At 52.6% G+C, this 20,207-nt stretch carries 19 protein-coding genes, 2 tRNA genes and 1 pseudogene; 19 read left to right on the top strand and 3 right to left on the bottom strand.

The window, feature by feature from the left end:
• Position 1: 1 nt before the first annotated feature.
• Entirely contained in the window at positions 2-823 is an 822-nt protein-coding gene (locus tag Q9I99_RS01930) for an undecaprenyl-diphosphate phosphatase (RefSeq protein WP_301667430.1), read from the top strand.
• 186 nt (positions 824-1,009) lie between these two features.
• Here the strand turns inward: Q9I99_RS01930 and Q9I99_RS01925 are convergent.
• The 3 genes from Q9I99_RS01925 to Q9I99_RS01915 all read right to left on the bottom strand — a co-directional run bounded on the left by Q9I99_RS01925 (position 1,010) and on the right by Q9I99_RS01915 (position 2,518).
• Positions 1,010-1,085: transfer RNA gene (locus Q9I99_RS01925), tRNA-Ala, on the bottom strand.
• A 7-nt stretch (positions 1,086-1,092) separates the two neighbouring features.
• Positions 1,093-1,169: transfer RNA gene (locus Q9I99_RS01920), tRNA-Met, on the bottom strand.
• Positions 1,170-1,300: 131 nt separating this feature from the next.
• The gene (locus Q9I99_RS01915) at positions 1,301-2,518 is read right to left on the bottom strand and encodes a class I SAM-dependent methyltransferase (RefSeq protein ID WP_301667429.1); all 1,218 of its coding nucleotides are present in this window, start codon (positions 2,516-2,518) and stop codon (positions 1,301-1,303) included.
• Positions 2,519-2,796: 278 nt separating this feature from the next.
• Here Q9I99_RS01915 and mraZ point away from each other — a divergent pair, with 278 nt between their 5' ends.
• The 18 genes and pseudogenes from mraZ (at position 2,797) to murC (ending at position 20,169) form a co-directional block, all read left to right on the top strand.
• Positions 2,797-3,252 (top strand): division/cell wall cluster transcriptional repressor MraZ, encoded by a 456-nt coding sequence (gene mraZ, locus Q9I99_RS01910; RefSeq protein WP_002222027.1) that lies wholly within the window; start codon positions 2,797-2,799, stop codon positions 3,250-3,252.
• Positions 3,249-4,208 carry a 16S rRNA (cytosine(1402)-N(4))-methyltransferase RsmH gene (rsmH, locus tag Q9I99_RS01905; protein WP_301667428.1) on the top strand — a complete coding sequence of 320 codons (960 nt, stop codon included), beginning with the start codon at positions 3,249-3,251 and terminating at the stop codon, positions 4,206-4,208. Before mraZ ends, rsmH begins: the two co-directional genes overlap by 4 nt.
• A gap of 23 nt (positions 4,209-4,231) precedes the next feature.
• Entirely contained in the window at positions 4,232-4,495 is a 264-nt protein-coding gene (gene ftsL / locus Q9I99_RS01900; protein WP_082300428.1) for a cell division protein FtsL, read from the top strand.
• Between the two features lie 60 nt (positions 4,496-4,555).
• Positions 4,556-6,301 (top strand): peptidoglycan D,D-transpeptidase PBP2, encoded by a 1,746-nt coding sequence (gene penA / locus Q9I99_RS01895; protein WP_301667427.1) that lies wholly within the window; start codon positions 4,556-4,558, stop codon positions 6,299-6,301.
• A 24-nt stretch (positions 6,302-6,325) separates the two neighbouring features.
• A complete protein-coding gene (locus Q9I99_RS01890) occupies positions 6,326-7,804 on the top strand; it encodes a UDP-N-acetylmuramoyl-L-alanyl-D-glutamate--2,6-diaminopimelate ligase (RefSeq protein WP_301667426.1) in 1,479 nt (492 codons plus the stop codon).
• 58 nt (positions 7,805-7,862) lie between these two features.
• Positions 7,863-8,876 (top strand): Card1-like endonuclease domain-containing protein, encoded by a 1,014-nt coding sequence (locus tag Q9I99_RS01885; protein ID WP_301667425.1) that lies wholly within the window; start codon positions 7,863-7,865, stop codon positions 8,874-8,876.
• 30 nt (positions 8,877-8,906) lie between these two features.
• The gene (locus Q9I99_RS01880) at positions 8,907-10,265 is read left to right on the top strand and encodes a UDP-N-acetylmuramoyl-tripeptide--D-alanyl-D-alanine ligase (protein ID WP_301667424.1); all 1,359 of its coding nucleotides are present in this window, start codon (positions 8,907-8,909) and stop codon (positions 10,263-10,265) included.
• 2 nt (positions 10,266-10,267) lie between these two features.
• Positions 10,268-10,444, top strand: a complete 177-nt coding sequence (locus Q9I99_RS01875; RefSeq protein ID WP_002218790.1) for a hypothetical protein — start codon at positions 10,268-10,270, stop codon at positions 10,442-10,444.
• Positions 10,445-10,537: 93 nt separating this feature from the next.
• Positions 10,538-11,620, top strand: coding sequence for a phospho-N-acetylmuramoyl-pentapeptide-transferase (gene mraY, locus Q9I99_RS01870; RefSeq protein ID WP_002232826.1), 1,083 nt, complete (start codon positions 10,538-10,540; stop codon positions 11,618-11,620).
• Positions 11,621-11,730: 110 nt separating this feature from the next.
• Positions 11,731-11,838: pseudogene (locus Q9I99_RS01865) on the top strand (IS5/IS1182 family transposase); the annotation flags it as partial.
• A 13-nt stretch (positions 11,839-11,851) separates the two neighbouring features.
• Positions 11,852-12,772 (top strand): SEL1-like repeat protein, encoded by a 921-nt coding sequence (locus tag Q9I99_RS01860; RefSeq protein ID WP_301667422.1) that lies wholly within the window; start codon positions 11,852-11,854, stop codon positions 12,770-12,772.
• A gap of 113 nt (positions 12,773-12,885) precedes the next feature.
• Positions 12,886-13,485, top strand: coding sequence for a tetratricopeptide repeat protein (locus Q9I99_RS01855; protein ID WP_301667421.1), 600 nt, complete (start codon positions 12,886-12,888; stop codon positions 13,483-13,485).
• On the top strand, positions 13,404-13,574 hold the full coding sequence (locus Q9I99_RS11420) for an SEL1-like repeat protein (protein WP_308447942.1): 171 nt from the start codon (positions 13,404-13,406) through the stop codon (positions 13,572-13,574). Before Q9I99_RS01855 ends, Q9I99_RS11420 begins: the two co-directional genes overlap by 82 nt.
• 98 nt (positions 13,575-13,672) lie before the next feature.
• Positions 13,673-15,010: a UDP-N-acetylmuramoyl-L-alanine--D-glutamate ligase gene (gene murD / locus Q9I99_RS01845; protein WP_301667419.1), complete on the top strand. Its 1,338-nt coding sequence runs from the start codon at positions 13,673-13,675 to the stop codon at positions 15,008-15,010.
• A 179-nt stretch (positions 15,011-15,189) separates the two neighbouring features.
• Complete coding sequence (locus Q9I99_RS01840) at positions 15,190-16,461, top strand: FtsW/RodA/SpoVE family cell cycle protein (protein ID WP_301667418.1); 1,272 nt, start codon at positions 15,190-15,192, stop codon at positions 16,459-16,461.
• A gap of 3 nt (positions 16,462-16,464) precedes the next feature.
• Positions 16,465-17,532, top strand: coding sequence for an undecaprenyldiphospho-muramoylpentapeptide beta-N-acetylglucosaminyltransferase (gene murG, locus Q9I99_RS01835; protein WP_301667417.1), 1,068 nt, complete (start codon positions 16,465-16,467; stop codon positions 17,530-17,532).
• 134 nt (positions 17,533-17,666) lie between these two features.
• Entirely contained in the window at positions 17,667-18,494 is an 828-nt protein-coding gene (locus tag Q9I99_RS01830; RefSeq protein WP_301667460.1) for a class I SAM-dependent methyltransferase, read from the top strand.
• Positions 18,495-18,759: 265 nt separating this feature from the next.
• Positions 18,760-20,169 carry a UDP-N-acetylmuramate--L-alanine ligase gene (gene murC / locus Q9I99_RS01825; protein ID WP_301667416.1) on the top strand — a complete coding sequence of 470 codons (1,410 nt, stop codon included), beginning with the start codon at positions 18,760-18,762 and terminating at the stop codon, positions 20,167-20,169.
• Positions 20,170-20,207: the final 38 nt, after the last annotated feature.

Raw genomic sequence — 20,207 nt, 5'->3', positions numbered from 1 at the left:
AATGGATTTTCTGATTGTCCTGAAAGCCCTGATGATGGGCTTGGTAGAAGGTTTTACCGAATTTTTACCGATTTCCAGCACCGGACATTTGATTGTGTTCGGCAATCTGATTGATTTTCACAGCAATCACAAGGTTTTTGAAATTGCCATCCAGCTCGGTGCAGTTTTGGCAGTAGTGTTTGAATACCGGCAGCGTTTCAGCAATGTGTTGCACGGCTTAGGAAAAGACCGGAAAGCCAACCGTTTCGTCCTCAATCTTGCCATTGCTTTTATACCTGCCGCCGTGATGGGGCTGTTGTTCGGCAAACAAATCAAAGAGTATCTGTTTAACCCCTTGAGTGTTGCAGTCATGCTGGTTTTGGGCGGTTTTTTTATTTTGTGGGTGGAGAAACGCCAAAGCCGAGCAGAGCCTAAAATTGCCGATGTTGATGCATTGCGTCCGATTGATGCGTTGATGATCGGCGTTGCCCAAGTGTTTGCACTGGTTCCGGGTACGTCCCGTTCGGGTAGTACGATTATGGGCGGGATGCTTTGGGGAATCGAGCGGAAAACGGCAACGGAGTTTTCATTTTTCTTGGCCGTTCCGATGATGGTTGCAGCAACGGCTTATGATGTCCTGAAACATTACCGGTTTTTCACCCTGCATGATGTCGGTTTGATTCTGATAGGCTTTATTGCCGCTTTTGTTTCCGGTTTAGTAGCGGTCAAAGCACTGCTGAAGTTTGTTTCCAAGAAAAACTATATCCCGTTTGCCTATTACCGCATTGTTTTCGGCATCGTCATCATAATATTGTGGTTGTCGGGCTGGATAAGTTGGGAATGAAACCATAAACCCGACCTGAAGACATTATTCGGGTCGGGTTTGTCTGGCGGGCTGATAAAATCAGGACAGGCGGGGCAATAGGTTTAAAGTTGATTGCCTGTTTTGAAGTCAGTGGTTTGTTCTTTATTTTCCGGCAATCAGGCAATAAAAAAGCACATACCTTTTTACGGTCTGTGCTTTTTTATCTGGTGGAGGTAAGCGGGATCGAACCGCTGACCTCTTGCATGCCATGCAAGCGCTCTACCAACTGAGCTATACCCCCGAAAATCTGGTGGCGAATCAGGGACTCGAACCCCGGACACAAGGATTATGATTCCTCTGCTCTAACCGACTGAGCTAATTCGCCGTTTCGTGAAGTCGCTATTATATGTTTTTTTGTTTTTTTGACAAGCCGTATTTTTTAATTTTGAATTAGTTTCCTGTTTTTAAATGTTAAAAAGTTTATGCCGTCTGAAGCGGATTCAGACGGCATAAGGATTAGAGTTTGTGGCAGATGTCGCCAAAACAAAATCCTGTCCAATCAATATTGATATTTTTACCGAATGCGATGACTTTAAACAATTCTCCCATTTCATGTTGATCGATTAGTTTTTGAACAGCGGCGGCTTCACGGATATAGGCTGCCGAATCCGTTTTCCCCGTCTGTGCCAATAGCTCGGTAATGCCCAGGTTCAATAAGAAATGGGATTGGGGAAGGTAACCTATCAAATCTAATCCGGCATCCGTCCCTGCTTGTGCAATGTCGGTAAAGTTGACATGTGCGGTCAGGTCGGCCAATCCGATGAAGTCAAAAGGATTGTGGATAACGTGATGTCGGTAGTGTCCGATCAGAGTACCTTGATTGCGTTGAGGGTGGTAATACTGCGCTGCATCAAAACCGTAGTCGATGAATATCATGCAGCCGTGTTCGAGTCTTGAGGCAAGGGTGCGGATAAAGGCATATTGTTGCGGGTGCAGTTCGCTGGTGTAGGGGGAATCCGTTTGAGGGAAATAAAGGGAAGCAGAGGCGGAAAGCGACGGGGCGTGCAAGGGTCTTGCAGAATAGGCGAAACGGCCGTTATCCGTGCAAACGCCGATGTGCTCGAATAATCCGCCTTCATTTTTACGGACGATTTCGACAGGCATGGCATCGAGCACTTCGTTGCCGATGACGATTCCGTCAAACGCTTCGGGAAGTGCGGTCAAGTGGACAACTTTTTGAGATGCTTCCGGTGCGCGGGTCTGAATCAGGTTTTTCTGACGCGCGGCCAGCTCCGGCGATATTTCAATAATATAGTAACAGTCGATGCCGTCTGAAATGCTGCCCAACAAATCGGCGGCAAGCTGTCCGGTTCCCGCGCCGAATTCATAGATATTGCCTGCCGTTTGGGGCAGGAGTTCTTGAAGTTGGCGTGCCAGTGTCTGTGCAAACAGAGGGGTGAGTGCCGGTGCGGTAATAAAATCCCCGTTATTGCCGATTTTATGGCTGCCGCCGGTGTAGTAGCCGTATTGCGGAGCGTATAAAACCAATTCCATAAAACGTGAAAATGGAATCCAATTGCCGTGTTTGCCGATTTCTTCGGCAATGAGGGTTTGCAGCTTGAGCGAGGATTGCCGTGCTTCAGGGGAGGGGAGGGGGAGGGGCATGATAAATGTTATCTTGTGTAAATTTATTGGATTTCCCGACATATTACACGTTGGTATAGATGCTGTCATGGCTTTATTTTAATGCTATATATTGCTTTTTATTTAAAATAAATAGCATATATGGTAATTATTTACCTTTATTACTATGCCTTACGGTTGGCTGCCTGCAATTGGATTTTTCTATTTTGTTGTTTTTAAAGGAATTTAAAAAACTTGATATATTAATGAAATTTTCCGTCCGTATTTGACCGAGTGTTTAAAATTTCTTATAGTGTCGATTGGTGGGGAATTGTGGGGCAAAGTGTCTCTTTTACCCTTGTGATTTTGATTTCGGCTTGGGACATGTCATGTTCGGCGGCGCACACGAATTAAGCATCGACAGTAAAGGGCGGTTGGCTGTTCCTGCCAAATTCCGCGACATTCTGTCGCGCCTCTATACGCCTGCCGTAGTGGTAACGCTCGAGTCGAAACATAAGCTGTTGATGTACCCTGTTGCGGAGTGGGAAAAGGTTGCGGCGCAACTTTTAAACTTAAAAGTGGCGGATAACCCTGTTTTGCGGCGGTTTCAAAATCTTTTGCTGCATAACGCGGAAATTTTGGAATGGGACAGCGCCGGCAGGGTGCTGGTTCCTGCCGGACTGAGGAAAAGGGTGGATTTCGACCGTGAAGTCGTTTTGGTCGGCCGTGCCAACCGTTTGGAGCTCTGGGGTCGCGAGCAGTGGGAGGCTGAGATGGTTCAGGCTTTGGATGACGATCCTGACGAACTTGCCTTCCAGTTGAGTCAGACGGATTTGCAATTGTGAGTGGAGCAGAAAGTTACCGGCATATCACGGTCTTGCTGAATGAGGCGGTGGATGCGCTTGCCGTGCGCGAAGACGGTGTCTATGTGGACGGTACGTTCGGCAGGGGAGGGCATTCCCGGCTGATTTTGTCGCGTTTGGGCGATGCGGGGCGGTTGATTGTTTTCGACAAAGACCCGCAGGCGATTGCTGTGGCAGAAGAGCTGGCGCGTTCGGACAAACGGGTCGGTGTCGTGCATGGCGGTTTTGCTTCGTTTCAGACGGCATTGGACGGTTTGGGTATCGGCAAGGTGGACGGTGCGCTGTTTGATTTGGGGATTTCGTCTCCGCAAATCGATGACGGCAGCCGCGGTTTCAGCTTCCGTTTCGATGCCCCTTTGGATATGCGTATGGATACGACGCGCGGTATGTCTGCCGCAGAGTGGATAGCGGTTGCGTCGGAACAGGATTTGCACGAGGTAATCAAGAATTATGGTGAAGAGCGGTTTAGCCGCCAGATTGCGCGCGCCATTGTTGCGCAACGGGCGGAAAGTCCAATCGATACAACCCGCAAGCTGGCGCAGATCGTGGCACAAAACGTCCGTACTCGCGAGCGGGGGCAGGATCCTGCGACGCGCACCTTCCAGGCGGTCCGCATCTTTATTAACCGCGAGCTTGAAGAAGTAGGGGCGGTATTGCCGCAGGTCATGTGCCGTCTGAAAGAGGGCGGGCGTTTGGCGGTCATTGCTTTCCATTCGTTGGAAGACCGCATTGTGAAGCAGTTTGTCAAAAAATATTCGCAACACGCGCCCCTGCCGCGCTGGGCGGCGGTCAGGGAAGCGGATTTGCCCGAGCCGCCCCTGAAAATCGTGGGCAGGGCATTAAAGCCGGGTGAGGCGGAAATTGCCGCCAATCCGAGGGCGAGAAGTGCGGTTTTGCGTGTGGCGGAGCGGACTGCCGGTCCGATACCGGAACAATAACAGAGAAAAACGTCTGAACGGCAATGAACAAATTGAATTTCCTTCTGCTGCTTGCGGTGTGCGTTTCCGCTTTTTCCGTTGTGATGCAGCAAAACCAGTACAGGCTCAACTTCACAGCTTTGGACAAGGCGAAAAAACAGGAAATCGCCTTGGAACAGAACTATGCGCAACTGAGGCTCGAACAGGCGCGTTTGGCGAACCACGAAGCGATCAGGGCGGCGGCAGAAAAACAAAACCTCCATCCGCCGGTTTCGGGCAATACCTTTATGGTGGAACATCAAAGATAGAAGCAGCCTGTGTGCCGGAATCGGATTCCTGCGTCAGGATAATAATAACGAGAAGTAAAAATGTTGATTAAGAGCGAATATAAGCCCCGGATGCTGCCCAAAGAAGAGCAGGCCAAAAAGCCGATGACCAGTAACGGACGGATCAGCTTCGTCCTGATGGCAATGGCGGTCTTGTTTGCCGGTCTGATTGCCCGCGGACTGTATCTGCAGACGGTAACGTATAAATTTTTGAAAGAACAGGGCGACAACCGGATTGTGCGGACTCAAACATTGCCGGCTACACGCGGTACGGTTTCGGACCGGAACGGTGCGGTTTTGGCGTTGAGCGCGCCGACGGAGTCCCTGTTTGCCGTGCCTAAAGATATAAAGGAAATGCCGTCTGCCGCCCAATTGGAACGTCTGTCCGAGCTTGTCGATGTGCCGGTTGATGTTTTGAGGAACAAACTCGAACAGAAAGGCAAGTCGTTTATTTGGATCAAGCGGCAGCTCGATCCCAAGGTTGCCGAAGAGGTCAAAGCCTTGGGTTTGGAAAACTTTGTATTTGAAAAAGAATTAAAACGCCATTACCCGATGGGCAACCTGTTTGCACACGTCATCGGATTTACCGATATTGACGGCAAAGGTCAGGAAGGTTTGGAACTTTCGCTTGAAGACAGCCTGCATGGCGAAGACGGCGCGGAAGTCGTTTTGCGGGACCGGCAGGGCAATATTGTGGACAGCTTGGACTCCCCGCGCAATAAAGCCCCGCAAAACGGCAAAGACATCATCCTTTCCCTCGATCAGAGGATTCAGACCTTGGCCTATGAAGAGTTGAACAAGGCGGTCGAATACCATCAGGCAAAAGCCGGAACGGTGGTGGTTTTGGATGCCCGCACGGGGGAAATCCTCGCCTTGGCCAATACGCCCGCCTACGATCCCAACAGGCCCGGCCATGCAGACAGCGAACAGCGGCGCAACCGTGCAGTAACCGATATGATCGAACCCGGTTCGGCAATCAAACCGTTTGTGATTGCGAAGGCATTGGATGCGGGCAAAACCGATTTGAACGAACGGCTGAATACGCAGCCTTATAAAATCGGACCGTCTCCCGTGCGCGATACCCACGTTTACCCCTCTTTGGATGTGCGCGGCATCATGCAGAAATCGTCCAACGTCGGCACAAGCAAACTGTCTGCGCGTTTCGGTGCCGAAGAAATGTATGACTTCTATCATGAATTGGGTATCGGTGTGCGTATGCACTCGGGCTTTCCGGGCGAAACTGCAGGTTTGTTGAGAAATTGGCGCAGGTGGCGGCCTATCGAACAGGCGACGATGTCTTTCGGTTACGGCCTGCAATTGAGCCTGCTGCAATTGGCGCGCGCCTATACCGCACTGACGCACGACGGCGTTTTGCTGCCGGTCAGCTTTGAAAAACAGGCGGTTGCGCCGCAAGGCAAACGCATATTCAAAGAATCGACCGCGCGCGAGGTACGCAATCTGATGGTTTCCGTAACCGAGCCGGGCGGCACCGGTACGGCGGGTGCGGTTGACGGTTTCGATGTCGGCGCGAAAACCGGCACGGCGCGCAAGTTCGTCAACGGGCGTTATGCCGACAACAAACACGTCGCTACCTTTATCGGTTTTGCCCCCGCCAAAAATCCCCGTGTGATTGTGGCGGTAACCATCGACGAACCGACTGCCAACGGCTATTACGGCGGCGTAGTGGCAGGGCCGCCCTTCAAAAAAATTATGGGCGGCAGCCTGAACATCTTGGGCGTTTCCCCGACCAAGCCCCTGACCGCCGCAGCCGTCAAAACACCGTCTTAATCCGAGTATCAGCGAGATTGTTTTATGTTCAGCAAGTTAACCCCTTTGGCTGAAACCGGCATCCCGACCCTGTCGTGTGCAAACGCGGCAGGGCGTTTGTTGCATTCAGACAGCCGCCAAATCAAACAAGGCGATATTTTCGTTGCCTGTCAGGGCGAATATGCCGACGGTCGCAGTTATATCCCCGCCGCCGTTGCCAACGGCGCGGCTTTTGTTTTTTGGGACGACGACGGCAAATTTGCGTGGAATCCCGAATGGAAAGTCCCCAATCAAGGCATTAAAGATTTGAAACACCGAGCCGGTATGTTGGCGGCGCAAGTTTACGGTAATGTTTCAGACGGCCTCAAAGTCTGGGGCGTAACCGGCACTAACGGCAAAACCTCCATCACACAATGGCTGGCACAAGCCGCCGATTTGTTGGGCGAAAAAACCGCCATTATCGGCACGGTCGGCAACGGCTTTTGGGGTGCATTGGAAGAAACCACGCACACCACCCCCGCCCCCGTCGATGTCCAAACCCTGCTCTACCGTTTCCGCCGGCAAGGTGCAACAGCCGCCGCGATGGAAGTCTCCAGCCACGGTCTTGACCAATCGCGCGTCAACGGCGTGCCGTTTTGCAGCGCAATCTTCACCAATCTCACCCGAGACCACCTCGACTACCACGGCACGATGGAAGCTTATGGCGCTATCAAGTCGCGCCTGTTTTACTGGCACGGCTTGAAACACGCCGTTATCAATACCGATGACGGATACGGCGCGGAACTCGCAGGCCGTCTGAAAAAAGACTGCCCCGATTTGGCCGTTTACAGTTACGGCTTCAGCGAACACGCCGACATCCGCATTGTTCATTTCACTGCTTCTTCAGACGGCATGGAAGCCGTATTCCAAACACCGTGGGGTGAAGGGAAATGCCGCACGCGCCTGCTCGGACGGTTCAACGCACAAAACCTCGCCGCCTGCGTTGCTTTGCTGTGTGCCAACGGTTATCCACTCAATAACGTTTTGGAAGTGCTGGCAAAAATCCGTCCCGCCTCAGGCCGTATGGATTGCATTATGAACAGCGGCAAACCTTTGGTCGTTGTCGATTATGCTCACACACCCGATGCACTGGAAAAAGCACTCTCCACTTTGCAGGAAATCAAACCGCAGGACGCGGCCTTATGGTGCGTCTTCGGCTGCGGCGGCAATCGAGATCGCGGCAAACGCCCATTGATGGGCGCGGCAGCCGTTCAGGGTGCCGATAAAGTAGTGGTTACCAGCGATAACCCACGCTTGGAAAATCCACAAGACATCATCAACGATATTTTGCCTGCCGTACCTAATCCTGAACGCGTCGAAGCCGACCGCGCCGCCGCCATCCGTTATGCGGTCGAACGCGCCGCCGCAAACGACATCATCCTGATTGCCGGCAAAGGGCATGAGAACTATCAGGATGTACAAGGCGTGAAGCACCATTTTTCCGATTTTGAAATTGCGGAAAAAGTGTTGGCGGGGTGGAGATGAAAGACCGTCTGAAACATTATGAATCTTGATTTATATAATCCGAATCTAAGGAAAAAGAATGGGTATTTACCGTTGCAATAAATGCGGTTGCATGAATGAGCATTACTACGAATCCGGAATGAGTGAAATTGCCTGTCCAAAATGCACGGCTCCGGTTAAGGTTTACGACACTTTATTTTTTGTCAGTAAATTGTTGGAACGTTATTTCTCGGTAAACCGGGAATTGCAGGCTTTGAAGCAACAGGAAGACGGCGGTGAGGAAAATGCACAACAAGATACCGGTTCGGAAAACCAAAATTATAATCTGCTGACAGGCGTTAATTTATCGGAAACCGACATTTTGGCTACTGAAAAACAGCATGAACCGATACGCCAATGGTTTGCCCGGGCCAATATTGTGCCGATGTTTAACTTACAGGCGGTCAATATGAGCGGTTTTTTTGATGAGGCTGCCGCTAAATTGGGCGGTAATTATCAGATTACTAAAAATATGTTGGGCCAGATTATTCGGGCATACGGCCACAACCACACAAGCATTAGTTTGGATATCGGCAAAATGTCTCAAAAAGACGGGCAGACAATGAATAACCTATGCCGGCAATTTTATAGCCATACTTTGTTTTCTAAGTATTTTTATCAGAAACAGGAAAAAATTGTCCGCTTGAACCTGCAACGTGCCACTGCCATCAAACACTTTTTTTGCGGCGGTTGGCTTGAATGGTTTGCCTTGGGCAAAATGCTTGAAGAAGCAAAACAAAAAGGCAAGGATTATGCTTTTTCTTGCGCTAGAAATGTGAAAATCGAATTCGGCAATGAAGATAAACAGGAGTTGGATGTCGTATTTTTACCGATGGGTAAAGAGCCGGTTGTGGTGGAATGTAAATCAGGGGAATTCAGACGGGACATTGAAAAATATGTACGTTTGAAAAAACGGTTGAATTTGCCGGACGAACGCTTTGTGATACTGGCTGCTGATTTAGAGGAAAATCAGGCGGCGGCATTGGGCAGTATGTACGGTTTAACTTTTGTTACACCTAAATCTATGATGAAACATTTACAGATGGTTATGTGAGGCCGTCTGAAAAAACAAACGGAAGAAATCATGAAACCACTAGATTTAAATTTCATCTGCCAAGCCCTCAAGCTTCCGATGCCGTCTGAAAACAAACCCGTGTCGCGCATCGTAACCGATAGCCGCGATATTCGGGAAGGCGATGTGTTTTTCGCATTGGCGGGCGAACGGTTTGATGCGCATGATTTTGTTGAAGACGTATTGGCCGCAGGTGCGGCAGCGGTTGTGGTTTCGCGCGAAGATTGTGCTGTAATGGATGGCGCGTTGAAAGTTGATGACACGCTTGCCGCATTGCAAACACTGGCGAAGGCGTGGCGTGAAAATGTGAATCCGTTTGTGTTCGGCATTACCGGTTCGGTCGGCAAGACGACGGTGAAGGAGATGCTGGCTTCGGTATTGCGCCGCCGTTTCGGCGATGATGCCGTGTTGGCGACGGCGGGCAATTTCAACAACCATATCGGATTGCCGCTGACTTTGTTGAAATTAAACGAAAAACACCGCTATGCCGTGATTGAAATGGGCATGAACCATTTTGGCGAACTGGCGGTTTTAACGCAAATTGCCAAACCTGATGCCGCATTGGTCAACAACGCCATGCGCGCCCATGTCGGTTGCGGTTTCGACGGAGTGGGCGATATTGCCAAAGCGAAAAGCGAGATTTATCAAGGCTTATGTTCAGACGGCATGGCACTGATTCCTCAAGAAGATGCCAATATGGCTGTCTTCAAAACGGCAACGCTTAATTTGAATACGCGCACTTTCGGCGTCGATAGCGGCGATGTCCACGCGGAAAATATCGTGCTGAAACCTTTGTCGTGCGAATTTGATTTGGTGTGCGGCGATGAGCGCGCCGCCGTGGTGCTGCCTGTTCCCGGCCGCCACAATGTCCACAACGCCGCCGCTGCCGCCGCGCTGGCTTTGGCTGCGGGTTTGAGTTTGGACGATGTGGCGGAAGGTTTGCAAGGCTTCAGCAACATCAAAGGCCGTCTGAACGTCAAATCCGGTATCAAAGGCGCGACCCTGATTGACGATACCTACAACGCGAATCCCGACAGCATGAAAGCCGCGATTGACGTGTTGGCGCGTATGCCTGCGCCGCGTATTTTCGTAATGGGTGATATGGGCGAACTGGGCGAGGACGAAGCCGCCGCCATGCACGCCGAAGTTGGCGCGTATGCCCGCGACCAAGGCATCGAAGCGGCTTATTTTGTCGGTGACAACAGCGTCGAAGCGGCGGAAAAATTTGGCGCGGACGGTTTGTGGTTCGCCGCTAAAGACCCGTTGATTCAAGTGTTGAGCCACGATTTGCCCGAACGCGCCACCGTATTGGTGAAAGGTTCGCGCTTTATGAAGATGGAAGAAGTGGCCGAGGCATTGGAGGATAAGTGAAAATGAAAAGCCGACGTTTTTTCAAAGCCTTATTGCTGATTGCCGCACTGGTCGGCGCGTTTTATGCCGGAATGCGGACGCAGGCGTATCTTTATGAAGATTTATGTTTAGACTTGGGCGGCGGTAAAAATCCGGGGAGCTACCCGATTTGCGTGATTGAGAAAGTCCCTGCACGTTAATCCGCAAAAACCGTCCGAAACCTTGCCGGGCGGCAAGCCAACCTCAAACGGGCGCAAGCCCATGTAACGACAAAAACAAAAAAAGGAAGCCCCATGTTTTTATGGCTCGCACATTTCAGCAACTGGTTAACCGGCCTGAATATTTTTCAATACACCACATTCCGCGCCGTCATGGCGGCGTTGACCGCCTTAGCGTTTTCCCTGATGTTCGGCCCGTGGACGATACGCAGGCTGACCGCGCTCAAATGCGGGCAGGCAGTGCGTACCGACGGCCCGCAAACCCACCTCGTCAAAAACGGCACGCCGACCATGGGCGGTTCGCTGATTTTGACCGCCATTACCGTGTCCACCCTGTTGTGGGGCAACTGGGCGAACCCGTATATCTGGATTCTCTTGGGCGTATTGCTTGCCACCGGCGCACTCGGTTTTTACGACGACTGGCGCAAAGTCGTCTATAAAGACCCCAACGGCGTGTCCGCCAAATTCAAAATGGTGTGGCAGTCGAGTGTTGCCATTATCGCCGGTTTGGCATTGTTTTACCTTGCCGCCAATTCCGCCAACAATATTTTGATTGTCCCGTTCTTCAAACAAATTGCCCTGCCGCTGGGCGTGGTCGGCTTTTTGGTGTTGTCTTACCTGACCATCGTCGGCACATCCAACGCCGTCAACCTCACCGACGGCTTGGACGGCCTTGCCGCCTTCCCTGTCGTCCTCGTTGCCGCCGGGCTCGCCATTTTCGCCTACGTCAGCGGACACTACCAATTTTCCCAATACCTCCAGCTTCCCTATGTCGCCGGTGCGAACGAAGTCGCTATATTCTGCACCGCCATGTGCGGCGCGTGCCTCGGATTTTTGTGGTTCAACGCCTATCCCGCGCAAGTCTTTATGGGCGATGTCGGTGCGCTGGCATTGGGCGCGGCGCTCGGTACCGTTGCCGTCATCGTCCGCCAAGAGTTTGTTTTAGTGATTATGGGTGGTCTGTTCGTCGTAGAAGCCGTATCCGTTATGCTTCAGGTCGGCTGGTACAAGAAAACCAAAAAACGCATCTTCCTGATGGCGCCGATTCATCACCATTACGAACAAAAAGGCTGGAAAGAAACCCAAGTCGTCGTCCGCTTTTGGATTATTACCATCGTCTTGGTGCTGATCGGTTTGAGTACCCTCAAAATCCGCTGAACCTATGCCGTCTGAACATCTTTCAGACGGCATTTGAACGCGCAATAAACCTGCGGCGGCAATTCGCCCCGCCCTATCGTTAACGGCGGCTGAAAAACCGCCCCTCACCGAAATATAGTGGATTAAATTTAAATCAGGACAAGGCGACGAAGCCGCAGACAGTACAGATAGTACGGCAAGGCGAGGCAACGCCGTACTGGTTTAAATTTAATCCACTATAGGAGAGAAACCATGAAACAGACAGCCAAATGGCTTGCAGCCGCCCTGATTACCTTGTGCTTGAACCAAGCGGTGTGGGCGGATAATATGCCGGATTTTCAGGAAACGCTTCAAGCTGCGGAGCAAGGGAATGCTCAAGCCCAATTGGATTTGGGCGTGATGTATTACGAAGGGCGTGGTGTCCGTCAAGACGATGCACAGGCAGTGCAGTGGTTTCTCAAGGTTGCAGAACAAGGGTATGCCGCAGCCCAATCCAATTTGGGCAATATGTATGTACAAGGGCGAGGAGTCCGTCAAGACTATGCACAGGCAGCACAGTGGTATCGCAAGGCGGCAGAACAAGGGGATGCTCGAGCCCAATATAATTTGGGTGTGATGTATGACAATGGGCGAGGCGTCCGTCAAGACGATACACAGGCGGTGCAGTGGTATCGCAAGGCTGCAGAACAAGGGTTTGCCGATGCCCAATTCAATTTGGGTGTGATGTATGACAATGGGCGAGGCGTCCGTCAAGACGATACACAGGCGGTGCAGTGGTATCGCAAGGCTGTAGAACAAGGGTATGCCCAAGCCCAAAGTTATTTGGGCGATATGTATGCACAAGGGCGAGGAGTCCGTCAAGACTATGCACAGGCAGTGCAGTGGTATCGCAAGGCTGCAGAACAAGGGAATGCCGAAGCCCAATATAATTTGGGTTTGGCGTATGACAATGAGCGAGGCGTCCGTCAAGACTATGCACAGGCAGCGCAGTGGTATCGCAAGGCTGCAGAACAAGGGCATGCCCAAGCCCAAAATAATTTGGGTTGGATGTATTACAAAGGCGAAGGAGTCCGTCAAGACCTTGCCCTTGCCCAAGAATGGCTTGGCAAGGCGTGTCAAAACGGAGAGCAAAAAGGCTGCGACAATTACCAACGCCTGAAGGCGGGTCATTGAACAGCTCGCGATGCCGTCTGAAAGCGGCTTGAGCAGGAGCAGACATTCCTCCTGCTCAATATGATTTGTTTTAGGACAAAACCAAAATGACTTTCCAAAACAGGAGTAACACCATGAAACAGACAGCCAAATGGCTTGCCGCCGCCCTGATTGCCTTGGGCTTGAACCAAGCAGTGTGGGCGGATAATATGCCGAATTTTCAGGAAAGGCTTCAAGCTGCAGAACAAGGGGATGCTGGAGCTCAATTTTATTTGGGTGCGATGTATGCACAAGGGCAAGGAGTCCGTCAAGACTATGCACAGGCAGAGCTGTGGTTTCTCCAGGCGGCAGAACAAGGGAATGCCGATGCCCAATATAGTTTGGGTCTGATGTATTTCAATGGGCAAGGCGTCCGTCAAGACTATGCACAGGCAGTGCAGTGGTTTCGCAAGGCTGCAGAACAAGGGGATGCTGATGCCCAAAATTATTTGGGCAATATGTATGCCAATGGGCGAGGAGTCCGTTATGACTCTGCAGAGGCAGCGGAGTGGTTTCGCATGGCGGCAGAACAAGGGGATGCCTATGCCCAAAATATTTTGGGCGTAATGTATAAAACTGGGCGACCCCGTTATGACTATGCACAGGCAGCGCAGTGGTTTCGCAAGGCTGCAGAACAAGGGTATGCCGATGCCCATATAATTTGGGTGAGGCGTATTACAAAGGGCAAGGCGTGAGCACAAGCCATGCGCGCGCTCGAGAATGGTTTGGCAAGGCTTGTCAAAACGGATACCAAAAAGGCTGCGACATTTACCAAAGCCTGTAGGCGGGTTATTGAACAGCTCGCGATGCCGTCTGAAAGCGGCTTGGGCAGGGGCGGACATCCCCCCTGCTCAATATGATTTGTTTTAGGACAAAACCAACATGACTTTCCAAAACAAAAAAATCCTCATCGCCGGGCTTGGCGGCACGGGTATTTCCATGATTGCCTACTTGCGCAAAAACGGCGCGGAGGTTGCCGCTTATGATGCGGAGCTGAAAGCCGAGCGCGTGTCGCAAATCGGTAAGATGTTTGACGGGCTGGTGTTTTATACAGGCCGTCTGAAAGATGCGCTCTCCAACGGTTTCGATATTCTGGCACTCAGTCCCGGCATCAGCGAGCGTCAGCCGGATATCGAGGCGTTCAAGCAGAACGGCGGGCGCGTGTTGGGCGACATCGAATTACTGGCGGACATTGTGAACCGCCGCGGCGACAAGGTGATTGCGATTACCGGCAGCAACGGTAAAACCACGGTAACGAGCCTAGTCGGCTATCTCTGCATTAAGTGCGGGCTGGATACCGTTATCGCGGGCAATATTGGCACGCCGGTTTTGGAGGCGGAATTGCAGCGCGAAGGCAAAAAGGCGGACGTGTGGGTGTTGGAGCTTTCCAGTTTCCAACTGGAAAACACCGAAAGCCTGCGCCCGACTACGGCGACGGTACTGAACATTTCCGAAGACCATCTCGACCGCTACGACGACTTGCTCGACTACGCGCATACCAAGGACAAGATTTTCCGTGGCGATGGCGTGCAGGTTTTGAATGCGGACGATGCGTTCTGTCGCGCGATGAAACGCGCCGGGCGCGAGGTAAAATGGTTTTCGTTGGAACACGAAGCCGATTTTTGGTTGGAACGCGAGACAGGCCACCTGAAACAAGGCGATGAAGATTTGATTGCCACACAAGACATTCCGCTGCAAGGCTTGCACAACGCCGCCAACGTTATGGCAGCCGTCGCTTTGTGTGAGGCTATCGGTTTGCCGCGCGAAGCATTGCTCGAACACGTCAAAACCTTCCAAGGCCTGCCGCACCGCGTGGAAAAAATCGGCGAGAAAAACGGCGTGGTGTTCATCGACGACAGCAAAGGCACGAACGTCGGCGCGACTGCCGCCGCGATTGCCGGTTTGCAAAACCCGCTCTTCGTCATTTTGGGCGGCATGGGCAAAGGGCAGAACTTCACGCCCCTGCGCGACGCGCTTGCCGGCAAGGCAAAAGGCGTGTTCCTGATTGGCGTCGATGCACCGCAAATCCGCCGCGATTTGGACGGCTGCGGTCTGAATATGACCGACTGCGCCACTTTGGAAGAAGCCGTTCAGACGGCATATGCCCAAGCCGAAGCGGGCGATATCGTGTTGCTCAGCCCCGCCTGCGCAAGCTTCGATATGTTTAAAGGCTACGCGCACCGTTCGGAAGTGTTTATCGAAGCGTTCAAGGCTTTGTGATGCCGTCTGAAACGCAAACTCCGTCATTGTTGGGCGGCAAGTAAAGATTTAGAATATTGATTGGGGATGTATCGCATGTTCGGACGGCATTATCTGCCGTCTGAAATTTTTGCCCTTTGCGGCAGATGCAAACAGAATGACAGGTGGTTTTTTTGAAGATTTCGGACATATTGGTAAAGGTGGGGAGCGGTATCCATACCGTTCTGCTCGACAGGCAGATTGTGCGCGACGGCAGGAAATTCGACGCACCGCTTTTGTGGATGGTGGTGCTGATGACGGCGTTCAGCCTGCTGATGATTTATTCGGCTTCGGTGTATTTGGCATCGAAGGAAGGCGGCGATCAGTTTTTCTATTTGACCAGACAGGCGGGGTTCGTCGTTGCCGGCCTGATAGCGAGCGGTTTTTTATGGCTTCTTTGCAGGATGAGGACATGGCGGCGGCTTGTGCCGTGGATTTTTGCCTTATCCGGCCTGTTGCTGGTAGTCGTATTGATTGCCGGGCGCGAAATCAATGGCGCGACCCGTTGGATACCTTTGGGTCCGTTGAATTTCCAGCCGACCGAGCTGTTCAAGCTGGCGGTCATCCTTTATTTGGCAAGCCTGTTCACGCGCCGTGAAGAAGTGTTGCGCAGCATGGAAAGTTTGGGTTGGCAGTCGATTTGGCGGGGGACGGCAAACCTGATTATGTCCGCCACCAATCCGCAGGCACGTCGTGAAACATTGGAAATGTACGGCCGTTTCCGGGCGATCATCCTGCCGATTATGCTGGTGGCGTTCGGTTTGGTGCTGATAATGGTACAGCCGGATTTCGGTTCGTTTGTCGTCATTACCGTCATTACCGTTGGAATGCTGTTTCTGGCAGGATTGCCGTGGAAATATTTTTTCGTCCTGGTAGGCAGCGTCTTGGGTGGGATGGTGCTGATGATTACCGCCGCTCCCTACCGTGTGCAGCGGGTAGTGGCATTTTTGGACCCGTGGAAAGACCCGCAGGGTGCCGGCTACCAGCTTACCCACTCTCTGATGGCAATCGGGCGCGGAGAGTGGTTCGGCATGGGTTTGGGTGCGAGTTTGAGCAAACGCGGCTTTCTGCCGGAAGCGCATACCGATTTTATTTTTGCCATCATCGCCGAAGAATTCGGCTTCTTCGGCATGTGCGTGCTGATATTCTGTTACGGCTGGCTGGTGGTGCGGGCGTTTTCCATCGGCAAGCAGTCGCGCGATTTGGGTTTGACTTTCAACGCCTATATCGCTTCGGGTATCGGCATTTGGATCGGTATCCAAAGTTTCTTCAATATCGGTGTGAACATCGGTGCTTTGCCGACCAAAGGTCTGACGCTGCCGTTGATGTCCTATGGCGGTTCGTCAGTCTTTTTCATGCTGATCAGCATGATGCTGCTGTTGCGTATCGATTATGAAAACCGCCGGAAAATGCGCGGTTACCGGGTGGAGTAAATCATGGGCGGTAAAACCTTTATGCTGATGGCGGGCGGAACGGGCGGACACATTTTCCCCGCGCTGGCGGTGGCGGATTCGTTGCGCGCGCGCGGCCATCATGTGATTTGGCTGGGCAGTAAGGATTCGATGGAAGAGCGTATCGTGCCGCAATACGGCATACGCTTGGAAACGCTGGCGATTAAAGGCGTGCGCGGCAACGGCATCAAACGCAAGCTGATGCTGCCGTTTACCCTGTACAAGACCGTCCGCGAGGCGCAGCAGATTATCCGCAAACACCGTGTCGAATGCGTCATCGGGTTCGGCGGCTTCGTTACCTTTCCCGGCGGTCTGGCGGCAAAACTCTTGGGCGTGCCGATTGTGATTCACGAGCAAAACGCCGTGGCAGGCTTGTCCAACCGCCACCTGTCGCGCTGGGCGAAACGCGTGCTGTACGCCTTCCCCAAAGCGTTTAACCACGAAGGCGGCTTGGTCGGCAACCCCGTCCGCGCCGATATTGCCAAACTGACCGCGCCTGCCGAACGCTTCCAAGGGCGCGAAGGCCGTCTGAAAATCTTGGTGGTCGGCGGCAGTTTGGGTGCAGACGTTTTGAACAAAACCGTTCCGCAGGCGTTGGCACTGCTGCCCGAAGAGGTACGCCCGCAGATGTACCACCAGTCAGGGCGTAACAAGCTGGGCAGCTTGCAGGCGGATTACGACGCGCTGGGCGTGAAAGCCGAATGCGTGGAATTTATTACCGACATGGTGTCCGCCTACCGTGATGCCGACTTGGTGATTTGCCGTGCCGGCGCGCTGACGATTGCCGAGTTGACGGCGGCGGGGCTGGGCGCGTTGCTGGTGCCGTATCCTCACGCCGTTGACGATCACCAAACCGCCAACGCGCGTTTTATGGTGCAGGCAGAAGCGGGGCTGTTGTTGCCGCAAACCCAGTTGACGGCGGAAAAACTTGCCGAAATCCTCGGCAGCCTGAACCGCGAAAAATGCCTCAAATGGGCAGAAAACGCCCGCACGCTGGCGATGCCGCATAGTGCGGACGATGTGGCGGAAGCCGCCATCGAGTGTACGGCATGATGATATGATGCGATAAACGAAACAGATGCCGTCTGAAAACCACGAAACCGGTTTCAGACGGCCTTTTTGCAACTTGGCAGCCTTATTGTGCGGGAGTATGATGTAAATAGGAATTTCTCTCATTGGAGGCTGCCATATCTGCAAAAATCTCTCCCAAAACCGTTTCCGCACTGTCCAGTACCATGCTGATTCCCCTGTGGGCGAAGGCAGTAGAGCAGGGTAGGGCGCAGCCGCTTTTGCGCGATGACGAAGCCGTGCGGATGTTGGGCAAGATTGACTACGACTTCGGCAAGTTTGCCAAAGCCAAAGCATCGCAGGTCGGCTGTTGCGGGCGGGCGAAGCTGTTGGACGATATGACCCGGCACTTTATCGCCGAACATCCCGATGCCGTCGTCGTGCAAATCGGCGCGGGGCTGGATGCACGTTACGAACGTTTGGGCAAGCCGCGCATTACCGCCTGGTATGATTTGGATTTGCCTGAAGTGATTGAAGTGCGGCGTATGCTGCTACCCGAGTCGGACAATCATTATCTGGGCGCGTCCATGTTTGACGAAGCGTGGATGAACACCGTCGCCGCGCACGGCAAACCCGTGTTGCTCGTGATCGAAGGCGTGTTGATGTATTTTGAAGAAGCGCAGGTGCAGGACTTTTTCAAACAGGTTGCCCGCCGTCTGCCGAACGTCCAACTTGCCTTCGACACCATTCCCAAAGTCTACATCGGACAAAGTAAACGCCACGACGCGCTCGGCAAAATGGACAAGCCGCCCGAGTTCCGCTGGGCGATAAGCGGAACGGACGACATCCGACGCCTGATATCGGGTGTGAAAATCATTGAAGAAGCGGGCTTGAGCAGCGTCTGCAAACCGCGTTATCCGTGGCTCTTGCGCCTTGTGTATGCGACCGCGTGGGGGCGGCGCAAATTGGATATGCGCTTGATGAGGATACAAGTGCCGTTAAGTTGATAAACGAGAGGTCGTCTGAAAACCGGTTTCAGACGACCTTATGTTTTGTTTTTGCTGATGTTTTGGTGGTTGAAGTCGAGTTTAAAAATAGGCAAAAAAGCAAAGATTCGCCGCTGGACGAAACCTCTTTTTCACCCATATTGCCACCAATGTGAAATCCTGTATGCCGAAACATCTTTAATTTACAAGAAAACTATGGCGCAGAAGCGGATAGCCCTTTAAAATAACGCCTTTACGCACTAAAAATCAACCGGAATGCAACATTATGATGAGAAATCGAGTTACTAACATCCATTTTGTCGGTATCGGCGGCGTCGGCATGAGCGGTATCGCCGAAGTCTTGCACAATTTGGGCTTCAAAGTTTCCGGTTCGGATCAGGCGCGAAATGCGGTTACCGAGCATTTGAGCAGCTTGGGTATTCAAGTTTATCCCGGTCATACTGCCGAACATGTCAACGGCGCGGATGTCGTCGTTACCTCTACCGCCGTCAAAAAAGACAATCCCGAAGTCGTCGCTGCGCTGGAGCAGCAAATCCCCGTCATTCCGCGCGCCCTGATGCTGGCGGAACTGATGCGCTTCCGTGACGGCATCGCCATTGCCGGCACGCACGGCAAAACCACGACCACCAGCCTGACCGCTTCCATCCTCGGTGCGGCAGGACTCGACCCCACTTTCGTCATCGGCGGCAAACTCAACGCCGCAGGTACTAACGCCCGCTTGGGAAAAGGCGAATACATCGTCGCCGAAGCCGACGAATCCGATGCCTCTTTCCTATATCTGACCCCGATTATGTCCGTCGTCACCAATATCGACGAAGACCACATGGATACCTACGGACACAGCGTTGAAAAACTGCATCAGGCGTTTGTCGATTTTATCCACCGTATGCCGTTCTACGGCAAAGCGTTTTTGTGTATCGACAGCGAACACGTCCGAGCGATTCTGCCCAAAGTGAGCAAACCTTACGCCACTTACGGCTTGGACGATACCGCCGATATTTACGCGACCGACATCGAAAGTGTTGGCGCGCAAATGAAGTTTACCGTCCATGTCCAAATGAAAGGACATGAGCAGGAGCCGTTTGAAGTCGTGCTGAATATGCCCGGCAGACACAACGTGCTGAACGCATTGGCAGCCATCGGCGTGGCACTTGAAGTCGGCGCATCCGTCGAAGCGATCCAAAAAGGGCTGCTTGACTTTGAGGGTGTCGGCCGCCGCTTCCAAAAATACGGCGACATCAAGTTGCCAAACGGCGGAACCGCGCTCTTGGTGGACGACTACGGACACCACCCCGTCGAAATGGCGGCAACCCTCGCCGCCGCACGCGGCGCGTATCCCGACAAACGACTGGTGCTCGCCTTCCAACCGCACCGCTATACCCGCACGCGCGATTTGTTTGAAGACTTTACCAAAGTCCTCAATACCGTTGATGCGCTGGTGTTGACCGAAGTTTATGCCGCAGGCGAAGAGCCGATTGCCGCCGCCGACTCCCGCGCCTTGGCGCGTGCTATCCGCGTATTGGGCAAACTTGAGCCGATTTACTGTGAAAACGTTGCCGACCTGCCCGAAATGCTGTTGAACGTTTTGCAGGACGGCGACATCGTATTGAACATGGGTGCAGGCAGCATCAACCGCGTCCCCTTCGCGCTGCTGGAGTTGTCGAAACAGATTTGAGGCACACCCGCCTGACAGACGGAACATCATATAAAGGT

The organism is Neisseria basseii, from assembly GCF_962707005.1.
GTDB classification, from domain to species: domain Bacteria; phylum Pseudomonadota; class Gammaproteobacteria; order Burkholderiales; family Neisseriaceae; genus Neisseria; species Neisseria bergeri.
This window is presented reverse-complemented; position numbering and strand designations above follow the sequence as displayed.

Excerpts from the sequence above, each read along its gene's own strand:
- Q9I99_RS01930 (WP_301667430.1), top strand. The coding sequence starts at position 2 with ATGGATTTTCTGATTGTCCTGAAAGCCCTGATGATGGGCTTGGTAGAA.
- Q9I99_RS01915 (WP_301667429.1), bottom strand. The coding sequence starts at position 2,518 with ATGACAGCATCTATACCAACGTGTAATATGTCGGGAAATCCAATAAAT.
- mraZ (WP_002222027.1), top strand. The coding sequence starts at position 2,797 with ATGTTCGGCGGCGCACACGAATTAAGCATCGACAGTAAAGGGCGGTTG.
- ftsL (WP_082300428.1), top strand. The coding sequence starts at position 4,232 with ATGAACAAATTGAATTTCCTTCTGCTGCTTGCGGTGTGCGTTTCCGCT.
- penA (WP_301667427.1), top strand. The coding sequence starts at position 4,556 with ATGTTGATTAAGAGCGAATATAAGCCCCGGATGCTGCCCAAAGAAGAG.
- Q9I99_RS01890 (WP_301667426.1), top strand. The coding sequence starts at position 6,326 with ATGTTCAGCAAGTTAACCCCTTTGGCTGAAACCGGCATCCCGACCCTG.
- Q9I99_RS01885 (WP_301667425.1), top strand. The coding sequence starts at position 7,863 with ATGGGTATTTACCGTTGCAATAAATGCGGTTGCATGAATGAGCATTAC.
- Q9I99_RS01880 (WP_301667424.1), top strand. The coding sequence starts at position 8,907 with ATGAAACCACTAGATTTAAATTTCATCTGCCAAGCCCTCAAGCTTCCG.
- Q9I99_RS01875 (WP_002218790.1), top strand. The coding sequence starts at position 10,268 with ATGAAAAGCCGACGTTTTTTCAAAGCCTTATTGCTGATTGCCGCACTG.
- mraY (WP_002232826.1), top strand. The coding sequence starts at position 10,538 with ATGTTTTTATGGCTCGCACATTTCAGCAACTGGTTAACCGGCCTGAAT.
- Q9I99_RS01860 (WP_301667422.1), top strand. The coding sequence starts at position 11,852 with ATGAAACAGACAGCCAAATGGCTTGCAGCCGCCCTGATTACCTTGTGC.
- Q9I99_RS01855 (WP_301667421.1), top strand. The coding sequence starts at position 12,886 with ATGAAACAGACAGCCAAATGGCTTGCCGCCGCCCTGATTGCCTTGGGC.
- murD (WP_301667419.1), top strand. The coding sequence starts at position 13,673 with ATGACTTTCCAAAACAAAAAAATCCTCATCGCCGGGCTTGGCGGCACG.
- murG (WP_301667417.1), top strand. The coding sequence starts at position 16,465 with ATGGGCGGTAAAACCTTTATGCTGATGGCGGGCGGAACGGGCGGACAC.
- murC (WP_301667416.1), top strand. The coding sequence starts at position 18,760 with ATGATGAGAAATCGAGTTACTAACATCCATTTTGTCGGTATCGGCGGC.